Annotated in this window: 19 protein-coding genes; 4 read left to right on the top strand and 15 right to left on the bottom strand. The window is 69.6% G+C overall.

All coding sequences use genetic code 11. The features are described 5' to 3' along the window. Positions 1 to 60: 60 nt before the first annotated feature. Entirely contained in the window at positions 61 to 1,050 is a 990-nt protein-coding gene (locus H286_RS0101550) for an asparaginase (RefSeq protein ID WP_020096832.1), read from the top strand. Between the two features lie 6 nt (positions 1,051 to 1,056). Here the strand turns inward: H286_RS0101550 and H286_RS0101545 are convergent, their stop codons facing one another. Together H286_RS0101545 and H286_RS0101540 are read right to left on the bottom strand one after the other, a co-directional pair. Further along, positions 1,057 to 3,795 (bottom strand): FtsK/SpoIIIE domain-containing protein, encoded by a 2,739-nt coding sequence (locus tag H286_RS0101545; RefSeq protein WP_028497353.1) that lies wholly within the window; start codon positions 3,793 to 3,795, stop codon positions 1,057 to 1,059. Between the two features lie 65 nt (positions 3,796 to 3,860). After that, positions 3,861 to 4,679, bottom strand: a complete 819-nt coding sequence (locus tag H286_RS0101540; RefSeq protein ID WP_018188619.1) for a PP2C family protein-serine/threonine phosphatase — start codon at positions 4,677 to 4,679, stop codon at positions 3,861 to 3,863. Positions 4,680 to 4,854: 175 nt separating this feature from the next. Between H286_RS0101540 and H286_RS0101535 the strand changes: the two genes are divergently transcribed. Beyond that, positions 4,855 to 5,388 (top strand): DUF4870 domain-containing protein, encoded by a 534-nt coding sequence (locus H286_RS0101535; protein WP_020096830.1) that lies wholly within the window; start codon positions 4,855 to 4,857, stop codon positions 5,386 to 5,388. Here the strand turns inward: H286_RS0101535 and H286_RS0101530 are convergent. From H286_RS0101530 to prmC, 13 genes are all read right to left on the bottom strand, one after another. Beyond that, positions 5,378 to 6,142, bottom strand: a complete 765-nt coding sequence (locus H286_RS0101530; RefSeq protein WP_020096829.1) for a YaaA family protein — start codon at positions 6,140 to 6,142, stop codon at positions 5,378 to 5,380. The genes H286_RS0101535 and H286_RS0101530 overlap by 11 nt on opposite strands. A 66-nt stretch (positions 6,143 to 6,208) precedes the next feature. After that, positions 6,209 to 6,469 carry a F0F1 ATP synthase subunit epsilon gene (locus H286_RS0101525; RefSeq protein WP_020096828.1) on the bottom strand — a complete coding sequence of 87 codons (261 nt, stop codon included), beginning with the start codon at positions 6,467 to 6,469 and terminating at the stop codon, positions 6,209 to 6,211. Between the two features lies 1 nt (position 6,470). After that, a complete protein-coding gene (gene atpD / locus H286_RS0101520; protein WP_018188623.1) occupies positions 6,471 to 7,919 on the bottom strand; it encodes a F0F1 ATP synthase subunit beta in 1,449 nt (482 codons plus the stop codon). A 22-nt stretch (positions 7,920 to 7,941) separates the two neighbouring features. Continuing rightward, entirely contained in the window at positions 7,942 to 8,838 is an 897-nt protein-coding gene (locus H286_RS0101515; protein WP_018188624.1) for a F0F1 ATP synthase subunit gamma, read from the bottom strand. 23 nt (positions 8,839 to 8,861) lie between these two features. Beyond that, positions 8,862 to 10,502, bottom strand: a complete 1,641-nt coding sequence (gene atpA, locus H286_RS0101510; protein ID WP_018188625.1) for a F0F1 ATP synthase subunit alpha — start codon at positions 10,500 to 10,502, stop codon at positions 8,862 to 8,864. 74 nt (positions 10,503 to 10,576) lie between these two features. Beyond that, complete coding sequence (locus tag H286_RS0101505; RefSeq protein WP_020096827.1) at positions 10,577 to 11,365, bottom strand: F0F1 ATP synthase subunit delta; 789 nt, start codon at positions 11,363 to 11,365, stop codon at positions 10,577 to 10,579. Further along, entirely contained in the window at positions 11,365 to 11,919 is a 555-nt protein-coding gene (locus H286_RS0101500; protein ID WP_018188627.1) for a F0F1 ATP synthase subunit B, read from the bottom strand. The genes H286_RS0101505 and H286_RS0101500 overlap by 1 nt, the downstream gene beginning before the upstream one ends. Before the next feature lie 29 nt (positions 11,920 to 11,948). Then, positions 11,949 to 12,182, bottom strand: a complete 234-nt coding sequence (gene atpE, locus H286_RS0101495; RefSeq protein ID WP_018188628.1) for an ATP synthase F0 subunit C — start codon at positions 12,180 to 12,182, stop codon at positions 11,949 to 11,951. Between the two features lie 46 nt (positions 12,183 to 12,228). Further along, a complete protein-coding gene (atpB, locus tag H286_RS14375; RefSeq protein WP_223247006.1) occupies positions 12,229 to 13,020 on the bottom strand; it encodes a F0F1 ATP synthase subunit A in 792 nt (263 codons plus the stop codon). A 129-nt stretch (positions 13,021 to 13,149) separates the two neighbouring features. Next, positions 13,150 to 13,659 carry a hypothetical protein gene (locus tag H286_RS0101480; protein ID WP_020096826.1) on the bottom strand — a complete coding sequence of 170 codons (510 nt, stop codon included), beginning with the start codon at positions 13,657 to 13,659 and terminating at the stop codon, positions 13,150 to 13,152. Further along, positions 13,656 to 14,816 carry an MraY family glycosyltransferase gene (locus H286_RS0101475; RefSeq protein WP_020096825.1) on the bottom strand — a complete coding sequence of 387 codons (1,161 nt, stop codon included), beginning with the start codon at positions 14,814 to 14,816 and terminating at the stop codon, positions 13,656 to 13,658. The genes H286_RS0101480 and H286_RS0101475 overlap by 4 nt, the downstream gene beginning before the upstream one ends. After that, positions 14,813 to 15,508: an L-threonylcarbamoyladenylate synthase gene (locus H286_RS0101470; protein WP_020096824.1), complete on the bottom strand. Its 696-nt coding sequence runs from the start codon at positions 15,506 to 15,508 to the stop codon at positions 14,813 to 14,815. Before H286_RS0101470 ends, H286_RS0101475 begins: the two co-directional genes overlap by 4 nt. A gap of 80 nt (positions 15,509 to 15,588) precedes the next feature. Next, positions 15,589 to 16,479, bottom strand: coding sequence for a peptide chain release factor N(5)-glutamine methyltransferase (gene prmC / locus H286_RS0101465; RefSeq protein ID WP_020096823.1), 891 nt, complete (start codon positions 16,477 to 16,479; stop codon positions 15,589 to 15,591). A gap of 130 nt (positions 16,480 to 16,609) precedes the next feature. On the opposite strand from prmC, the gene cysK reads away from it, so the two are divergent. Next, positions 16,610 to 17,545, top strand: a complete 936-nt coding sequence (gene cysK / locus H286_RS0101460; protein ID WP_018188635.1) for a cysteine synthase A — start codon at positions 16,610 to 16,612, stop codon at positions 17,543 to 17,545. Between the two features lie 29 nt (positions 17,546 to 17,574). Next, on the top strand, positions 17,575 to 18,180 hold the full coding sequence (epsC, locus tag H286_RS0101455; protein WP_020096822.1) for a serine O-acetyltransferase EpsC: 606 nt from the start codon (positions 17,575 to 17,577) through the stop codon (positions 18,178 to 18,180). The last annotated feature ends 6 nt before the right edge of the window (positions 18,181 to 18,186 follow it).

Below are 18,186 nucleotides of genomic sequence, written 5' to 3'. Positions count from 1 at the left end.
ACCGTCAGTCTCGCACCTTCGGACGGCGGTGGCCCCGAGCCCGCTGGGTAGGCTGGGCGGGTGCCTGAGACCTTCGCTGTGACGGATGCCGTCGAACTCGCCGTCGTCGAACGCAGCGGATTCGTGGAATCCCGTCACGCGGGATCGGCGATCGTGCTGGATCCGGACGGCGTCGTCGTGTCGACACTGGGCGCGGTGGAGGCGCCGATCCTCCCCCGCTCGTCCCTCAAGCCGATGCAGGCGTTGGCGAGCGTCTCGGCCGGAGCCGCGCTCGAAGGCGCTCATCTCGCCGTGGCCACGGCCAGCCACTCGGGGACAGACCGTCACGTCGCGCTCGTGACGGACATCCTGAACGCCGCCGGCGTCGGCGAGGACGCGCTCCTGTGCCCGCCGGCCTGGCCCGGGGATGCGGCAGCGCGCGACGAGATGACCCGAGAGCTCATCGGCCCGCAGCGCGTACGGATGAACTGCTCGGGAAAGCACGCGGCGATGCTGTTGGCCTGCCACGCGAACGGGTGGGACATGGCCACGTACCTCGAGCCGCAGCATCCGCTGCAGGTCCACACGCGCGAGGTGGTCGAGCGCCTCACCGGCACGAAGATCACGGCGACGGCGGTGGACGGATGCGGCGCCCCGGTGCACGCGATGACGCTCGCCGCACTGGCGCGCGCGATCCATCGCATCGGGGCGTCTTCGGAGCGCTCGCCCTTCGCCCTGCACCGGAGCGCCGGCATGCTGGTGCGCGCCGTCCGCGAGCACCCGTGGGTGATCCAGGGTCCCGGGCTGCCGGACTCGATCGTGACCGAGCGGCTCGGCGTGTTCGCCAAGCACGGTGCCGAAGGGGTCATGGCGATGGTCGCCCCCGACGGCACCACGGTCGTCCTGAAGATCCTCGACGGGAGCAACCGGGCGGGTGTCGTCACCGCCCTCACCTTGCTCGTGCGGGCGGGGGCGTTGCAGGCGGCCGACGTCGCCCGCACCCTGGGCGATCTGCCGCTGACGGTGACCGGCGGCGGCCGCGATGTCGGGGTCATCCGACCCACCGTCTGAGCCCTGTCAGCCGGCCCCCTCCCCCTCACCGGCGAGCAGCACTCGGCGCACGGGCCGGTCGGGAGAGTGCACCCAGGCCCGCGACGCCCCCGGGACGGCGAACGGCGGCAGGTCACGCGTACCGACGAGCGACCGGTACTCGGCGGCGCACGCGGCATCGATGACGAGGTCGCCGTCGGCACGCGCTGCCGCGAGCAGGCGCCACTGTGCGAGCCAGGCGTCCGGTGATCCGATCACGACACCGCCGCGGGCCAGGCGAGCCTCGCCGTCGACCGAATCGACCCGGATCCCCATCCGCTCCCACGCCTCCGTCAACCGACGCGATCGTGGCCCCGCGGGCACCACCACCGCTGCGGGACGCCGGCCGGGCTGCCACACCGGCGGACCCTCGCTGGGCCCGTGCAACGGCAGCTCACCGGCATCCACCACCTGGACGAGCGTGCGACCGAGCCTTCCGCGTCCGGGTGGCGGGTCCACGACGAAGTCGGCCGATTCCCCTCCCGCCGCGACATGGTCGGCGCGGGATGCCGTTGCCAGGATGAGCCGCCGAGGCACGAGCTCGAGGATCCGCCCCACGCCGCCGCCGACGCGCTGCGTCGTCAGCACGATCCGGATGCCGCGGGCCCGGGCCGCGCGCAGCGCGCTCTCCAGTGCCTCCGCCGCGACGGCGCCGTACTCCCCCGGCAGGGCCGACAGCACCACGTCGAGATCGTCGACGAGGAGCGTCGTGCCGGCCGGCATCCCCTCGATACCGGTGAGGGTGTCCCACGCTCCCTCGGGGTCCGGCGGCACCACCCGCACGGTCGACTGCGCGGCGACGGCGCGCAGAACGCCGGTCCTGCCGCTGCCGGGGCCGCCGATGACCACCAGGGCGGGATCCTCCCAGATGACCTCGCGCTGGCGCTGCTGCTCGGGCTCGTCGGCGACGCCGAGCAGCACCCCGTCCCGGCCCGGCGACGGCGACAGCGGAATCCGCTCGGGGAGCGCGGGAAGCCACGGGCGCCGCGCACGGTCACCACGACGGCTCTCGACCGTCTCGGCGATGACTGCGCCGTCGCACAAGGCTACCCGGACCGCCTGCGGCGCCGTGTCGCGGCTGCGGCGGACGAGTGCGGTGCCGCGCGCCTCGGGCCGCCCGGAGAGTCGGCAGGCGTCGTCGACGCCCAGCACGGCGCGCGAGTCGGATGTGTCAGCCACCCGGAGCGCGATGCGGAGCGGCGCGTTGGCGAGGACCGCATCCCGGAAGACACCGTTCGCCCGCTGCGCCGCGAGGATCAGATGGATGCCGAGCGCCCGGCCGCGCGCGGCGAGGTCGCCGAACACATCGTGGAGGACGGGATGCGCAGCGACGAGCGCCGCGTATTCGTCGACGACGATCACGAGGCGGCCGAGCGAGGCGCCCGCTTCGTCGATGTCGCGGGCGCCTCGCGCGGCGAGGGTCCGCTCCCGATACCTCACCTCGGCGCGGAGGCTCTCGATCGCGCGGACGGTCGTCGGCTCGTCGAGGTCGGTCAGGACCCCCGTCACGTGCGGCAGCGACGCGAGATGGTCGAACGTCCTCCCTCCCTTGAAGTCGACGAGGAGGAGCCCCACCTGCGAAGCCGTGTGCGCGGCGCACAACGACACCACCCACGATGTGAGGAGCTCGCTCTTGCCCGCTCCGGTCATCCCGATGACGACGGCGTGCGGACCGTCATGGACCAGGTCGATCGGGAACACGGCACCGCCGGCCGCGGCGAAGGCTGCGGGAAGCGACCCCGGCCCCGCCGCGGGGGCGCTGCGCATCGCGTCGCGGAGCGTGATCGGCAGGTCGACCGTGTTCCCCAGTGCTCGGGTCGCCCGCTCGGACAGCAGCTCCGCCGCCCGTGCCGCCTGGTGCTCCGACACGACCTCGACGGTCACGTCGCGGGATCGACCGTCGAGGTCGAGGCGTGCCGTCGTGGGACCGGTGAGCCTGAGGACCGCCCCGCACCGCGGGGGCGGCGGGGCGCCTTCGGGGACGACGACGAGCGGGACGTCGACATCGCCGCCCACCAGACCTCCCTCTTCCAGAATCTGGAGGAGGGGTCCCACCACCGCGGCGCGGTGGGGAGCGGCATCCGTCCACGCCGGCCCGCCGTCGCCCAGCCGCACCCGACCGGGAGCCAGGCACAGGAGGATCTGCAGGGCGAGGGCGCGCGTCACGGCCGCCGCCAGTCGGGGCGGTCCGATGACGGCGACCCCGGTCGTCAGGGGGATCGGCACGGGGACGTCGCTGAGGACGCCGGCGCTGCGACGCAGCGCGGTCGCCGCGTCATCACCGTCGCCGCCCGTGACGCGGAGAGCGCTGGCGTCATCACCGGACCCGACGACCAGCATGGCCTCGCGTTCGGCCACGGAGCGCCAGATCGATTCGGGCCTCGCGAGGAACCGTTGAACGTCCGGATGCGTCGCCCACCGCTGCTCGCGTTCGTCCTCGTGTCTGCGGGCCACCTCGACCTCGGCCTGCGCGAGCTCGCGCCTGAGGGCTGCGGCATCCTTCTTCGCGGTCCGCCTCGACGTGCGCGCGGCGTCCGCGACCGAGGCCACCGCGATCAGGGGTCCGAGCGCTGCGAACAGGAGGGCGTAGGCCGATCCCGTCACCGCCCAGAGGACGACCGCGCCGATGACCGGCACGACGGCGGTCATCAGGGGAAGCGGCGGACGCGGTGTCGGCGCGGGTCGACGCGGGAGGGTCAGCGGGTCATCGGGAGCGAGAGTGGACACGCATCCACTCTCGTCAGACGACACCACCCGCAGACGCGGGAGACGACGGCCTGTGGACGAATCCGTCAGGAGGCGACCGGGGAGGAGATCTCGACGGTCGCGGTGTCGTCGTCCGCCGAGAGGAACCGCGCACCCACGACGATGATCGAGACGTTGTCGCGGCCGCCGTTCTCGAGCGCGGCTTCGAGCATCGCGTCGACTGCGGCGGCCGGATCGTGGTGCTGCAGAAGGAAGTGGAGGATGCCGTAGTCGGTGAGTTCTTTGGTCAGCCCGTCGCTGCAGACGACGAAGCGATCGCCGTCGACAACCTCGAGACGGACGTAGTCGGGCACGACACCGTCGCTGGGTCCCACGGCGCGGGTGATGACGTTCCCGTAGGGGTGGTTCTCGGCCTCTTCGGGGCTGAGGCGACCTGCGGCGATGAGTTCCTGGACCACCGAGTGGTCGGTCGTCACCTGAGCGAGGGCGCCGTCGCGGAGGAGATACACGCGCGAGTCGCCGATGTTGAGAGTCACCCAGGTCGGCTCGTCACCCGTGAGGTCGAGGTAGACGCCGGTCACGGTCGTGCCGGTGCCGTCGTCCGTCGTCTCGGAATGCGACGCGATGTCATCGACCGCGCGCTCGAGGGCGTCCTCGATCACTTCGGGAGAGACGGTTCCACGATCGACCGCGGCCGACAGTCGCTCGACGGTCCGAGAGCTCGCGATCTCGCCGCCGATGTGACCGCCCATGCCGTCTGCGACGACGAAGAGGGGGAACGCGGAGAGGACGGCGTCCTGGTTGTTCTCGCGTCGCCGGCCCTGGTGGGTGACCTCGGCCCAGCGCACCTCGACGGAACCCGTGCCGGTGGTGACGACGCGGGATGAGGTGACGACTTCGGGCACGCTCCGCCTTCTTTCCTGATCGGTGCAGCGTCTTCACACTCTAGTGGACACCACCCCCGTCATCTCGCGGCACAAGCCGTTGCCCTGCACTGGTGGAGGGCACTACGGTTTCGCTGAACCGGCGCACGCGCGCCGGACGCCGCGCCCGCGGCGACCCCGACAGGAGGACACAGCGATGTCAGATCCGAATCCCCCGCAGAACGGCGGGCCCACTCCTCCCGCTGGCGGTCCGACGCCGCCCCCCGGGCAGGCGCCCAACGACCACCCGGCACCGCCGCAGCAGCCCTACTCACCGCCACCGCAGCAGCCCTACGGGCAGCAACCTCCGTCGCAGCCCTACGCCCAGCCGGCGCCCTCGGGTCCGCTTCCGCCCGACCAGGACAAGCAGTGGGCATCCTTCGCGCACTTCGGCGGCGTCATCGGATTCGTTCCCGCCCTCGTCATCTGGCTGATCTTCAAGGACCGGGGACCCCGGACGAACGCCGAAGGCAAAGAAGCGCTCAACTGGCAGATCACGTTCACGATCGCGATGGTCGCGGCCTGGATCCTCACGCTCGTGCTCGGCTGGATCCCGGTCATCGGCCTGCTGATCGGACTTCTCCCCGTCGCCCTGTGGGTCGTGAACATCGTGTTCTCGATCCTCGGCGGGGTGCGCGTCAACGCCGGCGGAAACTACCGCTACCCGGTCACGCTCCGCCTCATCTCGTAACGGTAGGCACGACGAGCTCCAGCTCTCCGGCCCCCGATGGGCGCAGGACGATCCCCTCGTCCTGCGCCCATCGCATGAGCCCGGCCGGATCCGTGGTGTGGGGCCGGGTCGAGGCGAGGCGGCGGACCAGCTCCCCCTTCGCGTGCTTGTTGAAATGGTTGAGCGCGCGGACAGCGCCGTCGGGCCCCTCGGAGACGACCCGCACATAGGCCTGCGGGATCTCCGCCGGCACGGGCCCCAGCGTCACGTACGCCTCCGACCGCAGGTCGAGCACGAACGACGGCGCCGTAGCCGCGATCGCGGCACCGACGGCATCCGCCCACACCGACCTCATCGACGGCAGACCGGGGAGGCGGATGCCGGCACCCAGCCGGTAAGCGGGAAGCGGGTCGAGTGCCCCCACGACGCCGAAGGGCGCCGAGTGGATCGCGACACGGCTCCGCAGCCACTCCCGGGCCGCATCATCCAGGGTCGACGCGTCGAGGGCGTCGAACAGCACGCCGGTGTACCGGTCCGCGGCGGGGACCGTGGGCGAGGTCCGGAGCGCGGCGTTCACGGCGATCTCCCCCCGCTGCCGGGCGGACAACTTGAGCACCCGGGCCGCGGTGTCCTCGTCGTCACTCAGCGCGACGAGCGCATCGACCACCCGATCGCGTTCGGCGCGGAGGCCCGGGAACGAGAGAGCGTCCGCATGCCACGGCGGTCCGTCGCCGCCGGGGCGCTTCGTCTCGGACGGCGGGAGCAGGATCAGCACGACGCGACCTCCAGGGAAAAGCGCAGCGCCGCCCGGCGAACCGGGCGGCGCTGCGTGAAAGGGGTGTCAGGACTGCAGGGCTGCGTTCCCGGCCACGATGGTGAGCTCGTCGTTCTCCATCGAGAGGAAACCGTCCTCCGCCGTCGCGACGATCTTCTCGCCGTTCGACTGCGTGACGCGGACCTGTCCTTCGGCGAGGATCGCGAGCACGGGCTCGTGACCGGCCATGAAGCCGATCTCGCCCTCGACCGTCTTGGCCACGACGAGGCTCGCCTCGCCGTGCCAGACCTCCGCCTCAGCGGAGACGAGGGTGACGGTCAGCGCCATGTCAGCCGTTCTCCTTCTGGATCTGAGCCCACTTCTCTTCGACGTCGCCGATGCCACCGACGTTGAAGAAGGCCTGCTCGGCCACGTGGTCGAAGTCACCCTTGACGATCGCGTCGAACGACTCGATGGTCTCCTTGATCGGGACCGTGGAGCCCTCGACGCCGGTGAACTTCTTGGCCATGTAGGTGTTCTGCGAGAGGAACTGCTGGATGCGGCGTGCGCGCGACACGACGATCTTGTCCTCTTCGGAGAGCTCGTCGACACCGAGGATCGCGATGATCTCCTGCAGTTCCTTGTTCTTCTGAAGGATCTGCTTCACCGACGTGGCCACACGGTAGTGATCCTCACCGATGTAGCGCGGGTCGAGGATGCGGCTCGTCGAGGTCAGCGGGTCGATCGCGGGGTACAGACCCTTCGATGCGATCTCACGCGAGAGCTCGGTGGTCGCGTCGAGGTGCGCGAACGTGGTCGCCGGAGCCGGGTCGGTGTAGTCGTCGGCGGGGACGTAGATCGCCTGCAGCGAGGTGATCGAGTGACCACGCGTCGAGGTGATGCGCTCCTGGAGCACGCCCATCTCGTCGGCGAGGTTCGGCTGGTAACCCACGGCGGAGGGCATGCGGCCCAGCAGCGTGGAGACCTCGGAACCGGCCTGCGTGAAGCGGAAGATGTTGTCGATGAAGAGGAGCACGTCCTGCTTCTGGACATCGCGGAAGTACTCCGCCATCGTCAGCGCCGACAGGGCGACACGGAGGCGCGTCCCCGGCGGCTCGTCCATCTGGCCGAAGACGAGGGCGGTCTTGTCGAAGACACCCGCCTCTTCCATCTCGGCGATGAGGTCGTTGCCCTCACGGGTGCGCTCACCGACACCGGCGAACACCGACACACCACCGTGGTCCTGCGCGACGCGCTGGATCATCTCCTGGATGAGGACGGTCTTGCCGACACCGGCGCCACCGAACAGACCGATCTTTCCACCCTGCACGTACGGGGTGAGCAGGTCGATGCTCTTGATGCCGGTCTCGAACATCTCGGTCTTGGACTCGAGCTGGTCGAAGTTCGGCGCCTGGCGGTGGATGCCCCAGCGCTCGGTGACCTCGATGGTCTCGCCCGGTGCGGCGTTCAGGACGTCACCCGTGACGTTGAAGACCTTGCCCTTGGTGACGTCGCCGACGGGGACCGTGATGGGACCGCCGGTGTTGCGCACCTCCTGGCCGCGGACCATGCCGTCGGTCGGCTTCAGCGAGATGGCGCGGACGAGGTCGTCGCCCAGGTGCTGGGCGACCTCGAGGGTGATCTCGGTCGACTGGTCGCCGATCACGATCGTGGTCTTCAGAGCGTTGTAGATCTCGGGGATCGAGTCGTGCGGGAACTCGATGTCGACGACCGGGCCGGTGACGCGCGCGACGCGGCCGACGACGGGGGTCTCCGTCTTCTCAGCGGTGAGGCTCATGGCTTCTCTTCTTTCGTGTGGTCTATTTGCCCGACGCCAGCGCGTCGGCGCCGCCGACGATCTCGGCGATCTGCTGCGTGATCTCCGCCTGACGCGCGTTGTTGCGCAGGCGGGTGTAGTCGGTGATGAGCTTGTCGGCGTTGTCGCTGGCGGACTTCATCGCCTTCTGCGTGGCGGCCTGCTTCGCGGCGGACGACTGCAGGAGCGCGTTGAACACGCGGCTCTGCACGTACACCGGCAGCAGCGCGTCGAGCACCGTCTCGGCATCCGGTTCGAACTCGTAGAGCGGGTAGACCTGGCTCGATGCCGTGTCCTCCGCCTCGACGACCTCGAGGGGCAGCAGACGGACCGTCTCCGGCGTCTGCGTCATCATGCTGACGAAGCGGTTGTAGACGAGGTTGATCTCATCCACGCCGCCCTCGCCGCCGCCGAGCTCGTACGCGGCGATCAGTGCCGCCGCGATCTCCTCGGCCGTCGAGAACGCCGGGGTGTCGGTGTCACCGATCCACTCCCCCGCCGTCGCGATGCGACGGAACTGGAAGAATCCGACCGGCTTGCGGCCCACCAGGAAGTAGACCGGCTCGACACTCTGGCTGCGCAGCAGCTCGCCGAGCTGCAGAGCCTCGCGGATGACCTGCGAGTTGAACGCGCCGGCGAGGCCGCGGTCGGAACCGAAGACGACGACGGCGGAACGACGGATCTGCTCCCGCTCGGTGGTCAGCGGGTGCTGCACGTTGGAGTGCGTCGACACGGCGGAGACGGCACGCGTGACGGCCCGCGCGAAGGGGTTGGACGCGCGGACGCGAGCCATCGCCTTCTGGATGCGCGAAGCCGCGATGAGTTCCATCGCCTTCGTGATCTTCTTGGTCGTCTGAGCAGAAGAGATCTTCTGCTTGTAGACCCTGAGTTGTGCGCCCATAGGTTATGAGTCTCCCGTCGGCGTCAGCCGCGGCGGCCCTTGACGATCTTCTCCTGGTTCACGTCATCGACGTCCGCAGCAGCGACCTCTTCGTGACCCGGCGTGCCGAGTGCCTGACCCTTGCCGCCCTGGAACTCGAGGACGAAGGCGTCTACGGCCTTCTCGAGCTCGCCGGCGGTGTTGTCGTCCAGGACGTTCGAGTCGCGCAGGGTGTCGAGGATCGACGTGTTCCGCTTCAGGTGGTCGAGCAGTTCGCGCTCGAAACGGAGGACGTCCTCCACCTCGATCGTGTCGAGCTTGCCGTTCGTTCCGGCCCAGATCGAGACGACCTGCTCCTCGACGGGGTACGGCGAGTACTGCGGCTGCTTCAGGAGCTCCGTCAGACGTGCACCACGAGCCAGCTGTCGACGCGACGCGGCGTCGAGGTCGGATGCGAACATCGCGAAGGCCTCGAGCGAGCGGTACTGGGCGAGCTCGAGCTTGAGCGTTCCCGAGACCTTCTTGATCGACTTCACCTGGGCGTCGCCACCGACACGCGAGACCGAGATACCCACGTCGACCGCGGGACGCTGGTTGGCGTTGAAGAGGTCGGACTGCAGGAAGATCTGGCCGTCGGTGATCGAGATCACGTTGGTCGGGATGTAAGCCGAGACGTCGTTGGCCTTGGTCTCGATGATGGGCAGACCCGTCATCGAACCGGCACCGAGCTCGTCGGACAGCTTCGCGCAACGCTCGAGCAGACGCGAGTGCAGGTAGAAGACGTCACCGGGGTACGCCTCACGGCCCGGCGGACGACGCAGGAGCAGCGACACGGCGCGGTAGGCCTCGGCCTGCTTCGACAGGTCGTCGAAGATGATCAGGACGTGCTTGCCCTCGTACATCCAGTGCTGACCGATGGCCGAGCCGGTGTAGGGAGCGAGGTACTTGAAGCCGGCGGGGTCGGATGCCGGGGCCGCGACGATCGTCGTGTACTCCATGGCACCGGCGTCCTCGAGGGCGCCCTTCACCGAAGCGATGGTCGAGCCCTTCTGGCCGATCGCGACGTAGATGCAGCGGACCTGCTTCGTGACGTCGCCCGACTCCCAGTTGGCCTTCTGGTTGATGATCGTGTCGATCGCGATGGCCGTCTTGCCGGTCTGGCGGTCGCCGATGATCAGCTGGCGCTGACCGCGGCCGACGGGGATCATCGCGTCGATGGCCTTGATGCCGGTCTGCATCGGCTCGTGGACCGACTTGCGCTGCATGACGCCGGGCGCCTGCAGCTCGAGGGCGCGGCGGCCGGTCGTGGCGATCTCGCCGAGACCGTCGATCGGGTTGCCGAGCGGGTCGACGACGCGGCCGAGGTAGCCCTCGCCGACACCGACCGAGAGGACCTCGCCGGAGCGGGTGACCTTCTGGCCGGCTTCGATGCCCGAGAAGTCACCGAGGACGACGACACCGATCTCGTGCTCGTCGAGGTTCTGCGCGAGGCCCTCGACGCCGTTCTCGAAGCGCACGAGCTCGTTCGCCATCACGCCGGGCAGGCCCTCGACGTGGGCGATGCCGTCCGCGGCGTCGACGACGGTGCCGACCTCGGTCGCCGCTGCCCCGGTGGGCTCGTAGGCGGCGACGAAGTCTTTCAGCGCGTCACGGATGACGTCGGGGCTGATGGACAGTTCTGCCATGGTCTTCCTTCTTAGTGAGGTCTTGTGGCGGGCACCTGGCCTGCCGGGTCCGCTCCTCGGTGGAGCGGGAAGAGTCAGCCCGCCAGACGCTGGCGGAGGTCGCCCAGTCGGGACGAGACGGTGGAGTCGATCACGTCGTCGCCGATCTCGATGCGGACACCGCCGACGACCGTGGGGTCGAGGACGACGTTCAGCGAGACCTCGGTGCCGTAGCGCACCGCGAGGGTGCGCTGGAGGCGGGACGTCTGCTCGTCGGTGAGCTCCGCGGCCGCGAAGACGGTGGCGACGGCGCGTCCGCGCTGGTCGGCGACGACACGCAGCGCACGGCTGAGCATCGAGCGGACCCGTCGTTCCCGCGGTACCTGGACGAGAGACGACACGATCGCAACCGTCGATGCGGCGGCGCGGCCGTTCAGCAGGGTCTCGATGAGCGCGCCCTTGGCGGATGCGTCACCGAGCCGGCTGCCCAGCGCGAGCTCGAGCTCGGGGTTGGCGGCGATCGTACGCGCCACGGAGAAGAGCTCGGCCTCGACGTCGACCTGCGGCTCGGCCATGGCGGCGGCGCGGACGCCGGCCTCCTCGATCCCCGAGATCAGGTCCGCCGACGACGACCAGCGCTCGGCGACGGCCGCGTCGAGGACCGACCCGGTCGCAGCCGAGTACCCGCCGAAGACGCGCGAGACGAGCGCACGTCGAGCTTCGGCGGGCACCGAGGCATCCGAGAGCGCGCCGCTCAGCTGCGACGAGCCGGCCAGGGTGCGCACCGCGGCGAAGAGCTCGCGGGCGACACCGAGGTCGACGCCCGGCGCGGCCGTGAGGGCCGACGTCGTCGCCGCGAGGGCTTGAGTGGTCGCGCTGCCCATTACTTCGCTGCCTTCTCGGAGGATTCGAGGTCGGCCAGGAAGCGGTCGACCACGGCCTTGGCCTTGGCGTCGTCGGACAGCGTCTCGCCGATGACACCACCGGCGAGGTCGAGGGCGAGGGTGCCCACTTCGCTCCGCAGCGAGACGAGCGCGGTCTGGCGCTCGGCCTCGATCTGGTGGTGCGCGGCGGAGGTCAGGCGTGCGGCCTCGACCGACGCGTTGTCCTTGGCCTCGGCGACGATCTTCTTACCGTCCTCGCGGGCGGTCTCGCGGATCTCGCCGGCCTCCTTGCGAGCCTCGGCCAGCTGGGCCGTGTACTCCTCGAGGGCGGCTTCCGCCTTGCGCTGAGCCTCGTCGGCCTTCGCGATGTTGCCCTCGATGGCAGCGGCGCGCTGGTCGAGCAGGACCTGCATCTTCGGGAGGGCGACCCGCCAGAAGACGAACAGGATCACGACGAAGCAGACCCCGGACCAGATGATGTCGTACCAAGCCGGGATCAGCGGGTTGTGAGACCCGCCCTCTTCGGCTGCGTACGCGACAAGAGCGTTCAGCATCCTGTCTCCTTAGTGATCTGAGTCGCGGTTTACTGGAAGATGAAGTAGGTCGCGATGCCGATGAAGGCGAGCGCCTCGGTGAAGGCGATACCGATGAACATCAGGACCTGCAGGCGACCGGCCAGCTCGGGCTGACGGGCCACGCCCTCGATCGTCTTGCCGACGACGATGCCCACACCGATGGCGGGGCCGATGGCGGCGAGGCCGTAACCCATCGTCGCGACGTTGCCCTCGAGGGCGGCGAGAACCGTAGTTGCGTCCACGGAGGTGTTTCCTTTCGGTTGGATGGCTCGGCGTGCGCCGGACCGCTTAGTGCTCTTCTGCCACCGCGAGCTGGATGTAGACCGCGGTGAGGATGGCGAAGACGTATGCCTGGAGGAAGGCGACGAAGATCTCGAAGATCGTGAAGGCGAACCCGAACGCGAGCGTTCCGGCCGCGAGCGCCGAGAACCAGCCGCCCAGGGTGATGAGGAAGAACTGCGTCGCTGCGAAGAACAGGACGAGCATGAGGTGCCCGACGATCATGTTCATCAGCAGTCGGAGCGTCAGCGTGACGGGCCGGATGATGAACGTCGAGAGGAACTCGAGCGGGATGATCAGGATGTAGAGGAACCAGGGCAGCCCGGGAGGCATCAGCGAGTTGCGGAAGAAGTTCCCGGGGCTCGCCTTGATACCGGCGTAGATGAAGGTCACGTACGCGACGAGCGCGAGGAGGAGGGGCACTGCGACGATCGACGAGCCTGCGATGTTCAGGAACGGGATGACACCCGTGATGTTCATGAACAGCACCATGAAGAAGATCGTGGTGAGGATCGGCAGGAACCGGCGTCCGTCCTTCTTGCCGAGCAGGTCTTCGGCGATGTTGACCCGGACGAAGTCCAGGCCCATCTCGACGACGCTCTGGAAGCGGCCGGGGACGACCGTCATGCGGCGGGTGCCGAGCCAGAAGATCAGGACGATGGCGATCGTCGCGAGGATCTGGATGAGGTGGATCCGGTTGACGACGAGGGGGCCGATCGAGAAGACCGCATCGGGGAAGAACTCCGAGATCGACGGTCCATGGAACTCGTCAGGGGCGTCTTCGGCGGCAGTAGCGATCAGGGTCGCAGCTTGAGTAAACAGCGCTGGCTCCAGCTTCGGGGCGTCGATCTATCGATCGGGCGACGATGGTCGGTGAGCTGACTCCGCAGGCGTTCCCGTCGGGGTTCAGGCGGGCTCGGAAACAGCCTATCAGGCCTCTGGGGTGCTGGTGTCCCCGTGCCGACGCTCCCCCGCCTCCACCTCTGCGGCCTCGACCTCTGCGGCGGTGGGCAGCGTCGTGTCACTGACTGCCGGCATCCGCATGCGCATCATGACGACGACGTCGACGACGAGCGAGGCGATGATGCTCACGATCAGGGAGATGAGGAACACCATCGGCGTGAGCCAGGGCTGGTCGCGGAGGACGAAGAGCACCACGAGGAAGACGACGAACTTCAGGATCCATCCGCCCATGACCGACCCGAAGAAGATCGGGACGAACAGCGGGTCGCCGTAGAAGCGGTTGGCGATGAGGATCGAGACGATCGTGAAGGCGAGGAACACGGCCGCCATGAGGACCGCCACGAGCGCGCTCGACAGTCCCGAGACGCCGGCCACGAGCAGACCCACGACTCCCCCGACGACGGCGAGGACCAGGGTGACGATGCCCGACCACACCAGAGCGGTGCGGAGCATGCGGGTGGAGGACAGGGCGCTCATGAGAGGGCCTTTCGCTCGGGCGCGACCGGACGGGCAGGGCGCGCGGGGGGAAGGGTGACGAGGACGCACGCGACGCATCCGATGATCAGGAACGCGACACCGGGCCAGTACCGCCCCGGCCACCCCTTCGTCGTGCCGATGTACATCAGGAGGACGGAGAGGGAGACGACCGCGGTCCATGCGTAGAACACGAAGACGGCGTTGCGGTCGGTGTGCCCCATGTCGAGCATCCGGTGATGGAGGTGCTTGCGGTCGGGCGAGAACGGGGACTTGCCCTGCGCCATGCGGCGGACGACGGCGAGACCGAAGTCGACGAGCGGGAGCAGCACGATGACCACGGGGAGGATGACGGGGATGAAAGCACCGAGCAGCTGCGAGCGGCCGAAGAGGTCGTTGTCGCTCAGCAGGTTCGGCGGCAGATTGCCCGTCACGACGATCGCGGACGACGCCATCATGAGCCCGAGCAGGAGCGCACCGGCATCCCCCATGAACATCCGCGCCGGATTCCAGTTGAACGGCAGGAAGCCCGCGCACATGCCGAGCAGCACGATGGCGATGAACACACCCGTGTTGCTCTGCTCGCTGTTGTCGAAATCGCGCACGAGCATGGCGGAGTAGGCGAAGAACACCGCGTTGGCGATGAGGCAGACACCGGCGACGAGGCCGTCGAGACCGTCGATGAAGTTGACCGCGTTCATGACGATCACGATCAGGAGGATCGACAGGCTGATGCTCACCCAGCTCGACACGACGACCTGCTGGCCGAAGGGCAGATAGAAGATCTGGATGCCGCCGAGGAACACGACGATCCAGGCGGCGACGAACTGGGCGCCGAGCTTGATCATCCAGTCGAGGTCCCAGAGGTCGTCGGCGACACCCACCACGACCATGAGCGCGGCGGCCCCGAGGAGCGACCACACCATCGACGGCTCCTGCCAGACGATCGCGAAGGCGGGGAGCTGCGAGGACAGGACGAAGAAGCCGAGCATCCCGATGAACATCGCCACGCCTCCCAGCCGCGGCGTGGGGGTCTTGTGCACGTCCCGCTCGCGGATCGCCGGGTGGAGCCCGAATCTCATCGCCACGCGCCACACGACCCACGAGAAGACGAAGGTGAGGGCGCCGGTGATGACGAACGCGAGCAGGTAGTCCCTCACGCGGCGTCGGATTCTTCGGGGTCGATCGGATCGGGCTCGAGGAGGTCGCCGAGGACGTCGCGGAGGTCCTGGCGCGAGACGGCGCCGTCGCGGAGGACCGTCACCGAGCGTCGGTCGCGACCGACGAGGCCGGTCGCATCGATGATCGTCGAGGCGACGCCGGTCTCGACGAGGCCGCCGTCGAGGTACACCGAGACGCTGTCGCGGAGCATCTGCACGGCCGAGTCGATCCCGAGCGCGGCGGGCTTGCCCGTCAGGTTCGCGCTCGACACCGCGAGCGGGCCGGTCTCCTCGAGGAGCTCGAGGGCGAAACGGTCGTTCGGCATGCGCACCGCGACGGTGCCGCGCGTCTCGCCCAGGTCCCACCGGAGCGACGGCTGAGCCGGGAGCACGATCGTGAGCCCGCCCGGCCAGAAACGCTCGACGAGACGCTCGACGGGTTCGGGGACCTCGGCCACGAGGGCGCGCATCGTGTCGGGTCCCGAGACGAGGACGGGGGGCGGCGACTGCCGCCCGCGACCCTTCGCGGCGAGAAGGCGAGCCACCGCCGACGCGTTGAAAGCGTCCGCGGCCACACCGTAGACGGTGTCGGTCGGCATCACGATGAGTTCGCCGCGGCCGATCGCTTGCCGTGCCTGGCGGAGAGCGGGCAGCAGCTGGTCGGCGTCACGGCAGTCGAGAACGGGAGACATATCCGCAGCATTCTACGAGGCGCGCCCTTCCTGCACCTGCGAGAACACGGGAGGAGGGCGTCAGAGGGACGTGGTCGAGGTCAGGGGCGGAGGGCGGTCGTCGCGCGGTCGCGCAGGGTGAGGTCGGGGTGGGTGGCGGCGCCGCGCCACCCGTCGGCGGTCAGGATCTCGCGGATGCCGGGCCCCTGCCACTCGCCGTGCTCGATCACGAGGGTGCCGCCGGGGTGCAGCAGGCGCAACGCGACGCCCGAGAGGACGCGGACGACGTCCAGACCGTCGGCGCCGCCGTAGAGGGCCGCGGGCGGATCCCAGAAGCGGACCTCGGGGTCGCGCGGGACGGCGTCGTCGGGAACGTACGGAGGATTCGAGACGACGACCGAGACGGTGCCGTCGAGCTCGGGGAAGGCGTCGGCGAGGTCGATGAAGGCGAGCCGGGCGTGCGGTGCCTGCTCCGCGAAGTTCTCCTTGGCCCAGATGAACGCCTCGACCGAGTTCTCGGCGGCGTGCACGCGCGCGTGCGGCACCTCGGTGGCCAAGGCCAGGGCGAGGGCTCCGCTTCCCGTCCCCAGGTCGACCGCGACGGGCTCCGGGCCGGGAGCCTCGCGGAGCGCGTCGATCGCGAGCTGGGCGACCATCTCGGTCTCGGGACGCGGGACGAACACGCCGGGACCGACCCGCAGCTCCATGTGCCGGAACGGCGCCCGGCCGGTGAGGTGCTGAAGGGGTTCGCGCGCCGCGCGGCGTTCGACGAACTCGGCGAAACGCGTCGCCTCGAGCTCCGGCATCCGATCGCCCCGCATCATCGCGGCAGCCAGCTCGCCACGGCCGAGCCCGAGGACATGAGCGGCGAGGAGCTCGGCGTCCACATCGGCCGACGGGACGCCGGCGGCGGCGAGGCGCGCCGCCGCGGTGCGGACGAGGGGTGCGAGGTCGCTGCCGGCGGGCGCGTCGGAGATCCGTGAAGTCGACATGGGAAAGCCCAGGATACCGCGCGCCGCATCGTCACACAGGGCCACCGGCCGCAGGCGCGCCTTAGGCTGGGGGACGCATCGCGGGCACCTGAACCGCGACCCCGATCTCCATCCGCACGGAAGGCATCCCATGACCGGCATCCACTCCGACATCACCAGCGCATTCGGCAACACTCCCCTGGTCCGACTGAACCGCGTATCGGAGGGCCTGCCCGGGACCATCCTGGCCAAGCTCGAGTTCTACAACCCGGCATCCTCGGTCAAGGACCGCCTCGGCATCGCCATCGTCGACGCCGCCGAAGCCTCGGGCGAGCTGAAGCCCGGCGGCACGATCGTCGAGGGCACGAGCGGTAACACCGGCATCGCCCTGGCGATGGTCGGCGCAGCCCGTGGGTACAAGGTCATCCTGACGATGCCCTCGTCGATGTCGGTCGAGCGCCGGATGCTGCTGCGCGCCTACGGCGCCGAGCTCGTTCTCACCGACCCCTCCCTCGGCATGAAGGGCGCGGTCGGCGAAGCCGAGCGCATCGCCGCCGAGACCCCGGGCGCCGTGCTCGCCAAGCAGTTCGCCAACCAGGCCAACGTCGAGATCCACCGGAAGACCACCGCCGAGGAGATCCTCCGCGACACCGACGGCGCCGTCGACTACTTCGTCGCCGGCATCGGCACGGGCGGCACCATCACCGGTGTCGGTCAGGTGCTCAAGGAGCGGGTGCCGTCCGCGAAGGTCGTCGCCGTCGAGCCCAAGGACTCGCCGCTGCTGACCGAGGGCAAGCCCGGTCCCCACAAGATCCAGGGCATCGGCCCGAACTTCATCCCCCCGATCCTCGACCAGGGCGTAATCGACGAGGTCCAGGACGTCACCTTCGACGACGCGATCGAGACCGCGAAGAAGGTCGCGACGACCGAAGGCATCCTCGTCGGCATCTCGTCCGGTGCCGCCATCTGGGCCGCGCTTCAGGTCGCGGCCCGCCCGGAGGCCGAGGGCAAGAACATCGTCGTCATCATCCCCTCGTTCGGCGAGCGGTACCTGTCGACCGCGCTCTTCGAGGAGTTCCGCGACTGACCCGCACGCCGACACCCGGAAGGTCTGCCGTGCCCCGCACCGCCCCCTCGTTCGTCCGCAGCGTCGCCGCCGCGGCGCGGTCCGTCCGTGAGGACGTGGCCTCCGCGAAGCTGCGCGACCCCGCGGCCCGCGGCGGCGCCGAGATCGCGCTGCTCTACCCGGGACTCCACGCCGTGTGGAGTCACCGGGTCGCGCACGCGCTGTGGCGGCGCGGCAGGCGGTTCCCGGCGCGCGCACTCTCGCAGGTGTCCCGCTGGCTGACCGGGATCGAGATCCACCCGGGGGCAACCATCGGGCGACGGTTCTTCATCGATCACGGCATGGGAGTCGTCATCGGCGAGACCGCCGAAGTCGGGGACGACGTCATGCTCTACCACGGGGTGACGCTGGGCGGCCGGACCCGGGACGGCGGCAAGCGGCATCCCACCCTCGAGGACGGCGTCGCCGTCGGCGCGGGCGCGAAGATCCTCGGGCCGATCGTGATCGGGGCGCACTCGGTGATCGGGGCGAACGCCGTCGTGACGAAGGATGCCCCCGCGGACTCCGTCCTGGTGGGCGTACCGGCACGCGCGCGTCGGCGCACGGCGAACGAGGACACCCGGGCGATCCTCATGGCGCCCGAGTACCACATCTGACCCGGC

Origin of the sequence: Microbacterium sp. 11MF, from assembly GCF_000383475.1 — a bacterium.
In the GTDB taxonomy this organism is placed as follows: Bacteria; Actinomycetota; Actinomycetes; order Actinomycetales; family Microbacteriaceae; genus Microbacterium; species Microbacterium aquilitoris.
This window is presented reverse-complemented; position numbering and strand designations above follow the sequence as displayed.

Coding starts and splice junctions, on each gene's coding strand:
- H286_RS0101535 (WP_020096830.1), top strand. CDS start 4,855: ATGTCAGATCCGAATCCCCCGCAGAACGGCGGGCCCACTCCTCCCGCT.
- H286_RS0101525 (WP_020096828.1), bottom strand. CDS start 6,469: ATGGCGCTGACCGTCACCCTCGTCTCCGCTGAGGCGGAGGTCTGGCAC.
- atpD (WP_018188623.1), bottom strand. CDS start 7,919: ATGAGCCTCACCGCTGAGAAGACGGAGACCCCCGTCGTCGGCCGCGTC.
- H286_RS0101515 (WP_018188624.1), bottom strand. CDS start 8,838: ATGGGCGCACAACTCAGGGTCTACAAGCAGAAGATCTCTTCTGCTCAG.
- atpA (WP_018188625.1), bottom strand. CDS start 10,502: ATGGCAGAACTGTCCATCAGCCCCGACGTCATCCGTGACGCGCTGAAA.
- H286_RS0101505 (WP_020096827.1), bottom strand. CDS start 11,365: ATGGGCAGCGCGACCACTCAAGCCCTCGCGGCGACGACGTCGGCCCTC.
- H286_RS0101500 (WP_018188627.1), bottom strand. CDS start 11,919: ATGCTGAACGCTCTTGTCGCGTACGCAGCCGAAGAGGGCGGGTCTCAC.
- H286_RS0101480 (WP_020096826.1), bottom strand. CDS start 13,659: ATGAGCGCCCTGTCCTCCACCCGCATGCTCCGCACCGCTCTGGTGTGG.
- H286_RS0101470 (WP_020096824.1), bottom strand. CDS start 15,508: ATGTCTCCCGTTCTCGACTGCCGTGACGCCGACCAGCTGCTGCCCGCT.
- prmC (WP_020096823.1), bottom strand. CDS start 16,479: ATGTCGACTTCACGGATCTCCGACGCGCCCGCCGGCAGCGACCTCGCA.
- cysK (WP_018188635.1), top strand. CDS start 16,610: ATGACCGGCATCCACTCCGACATCACCAGCGCATTCGGCAACACTCCC.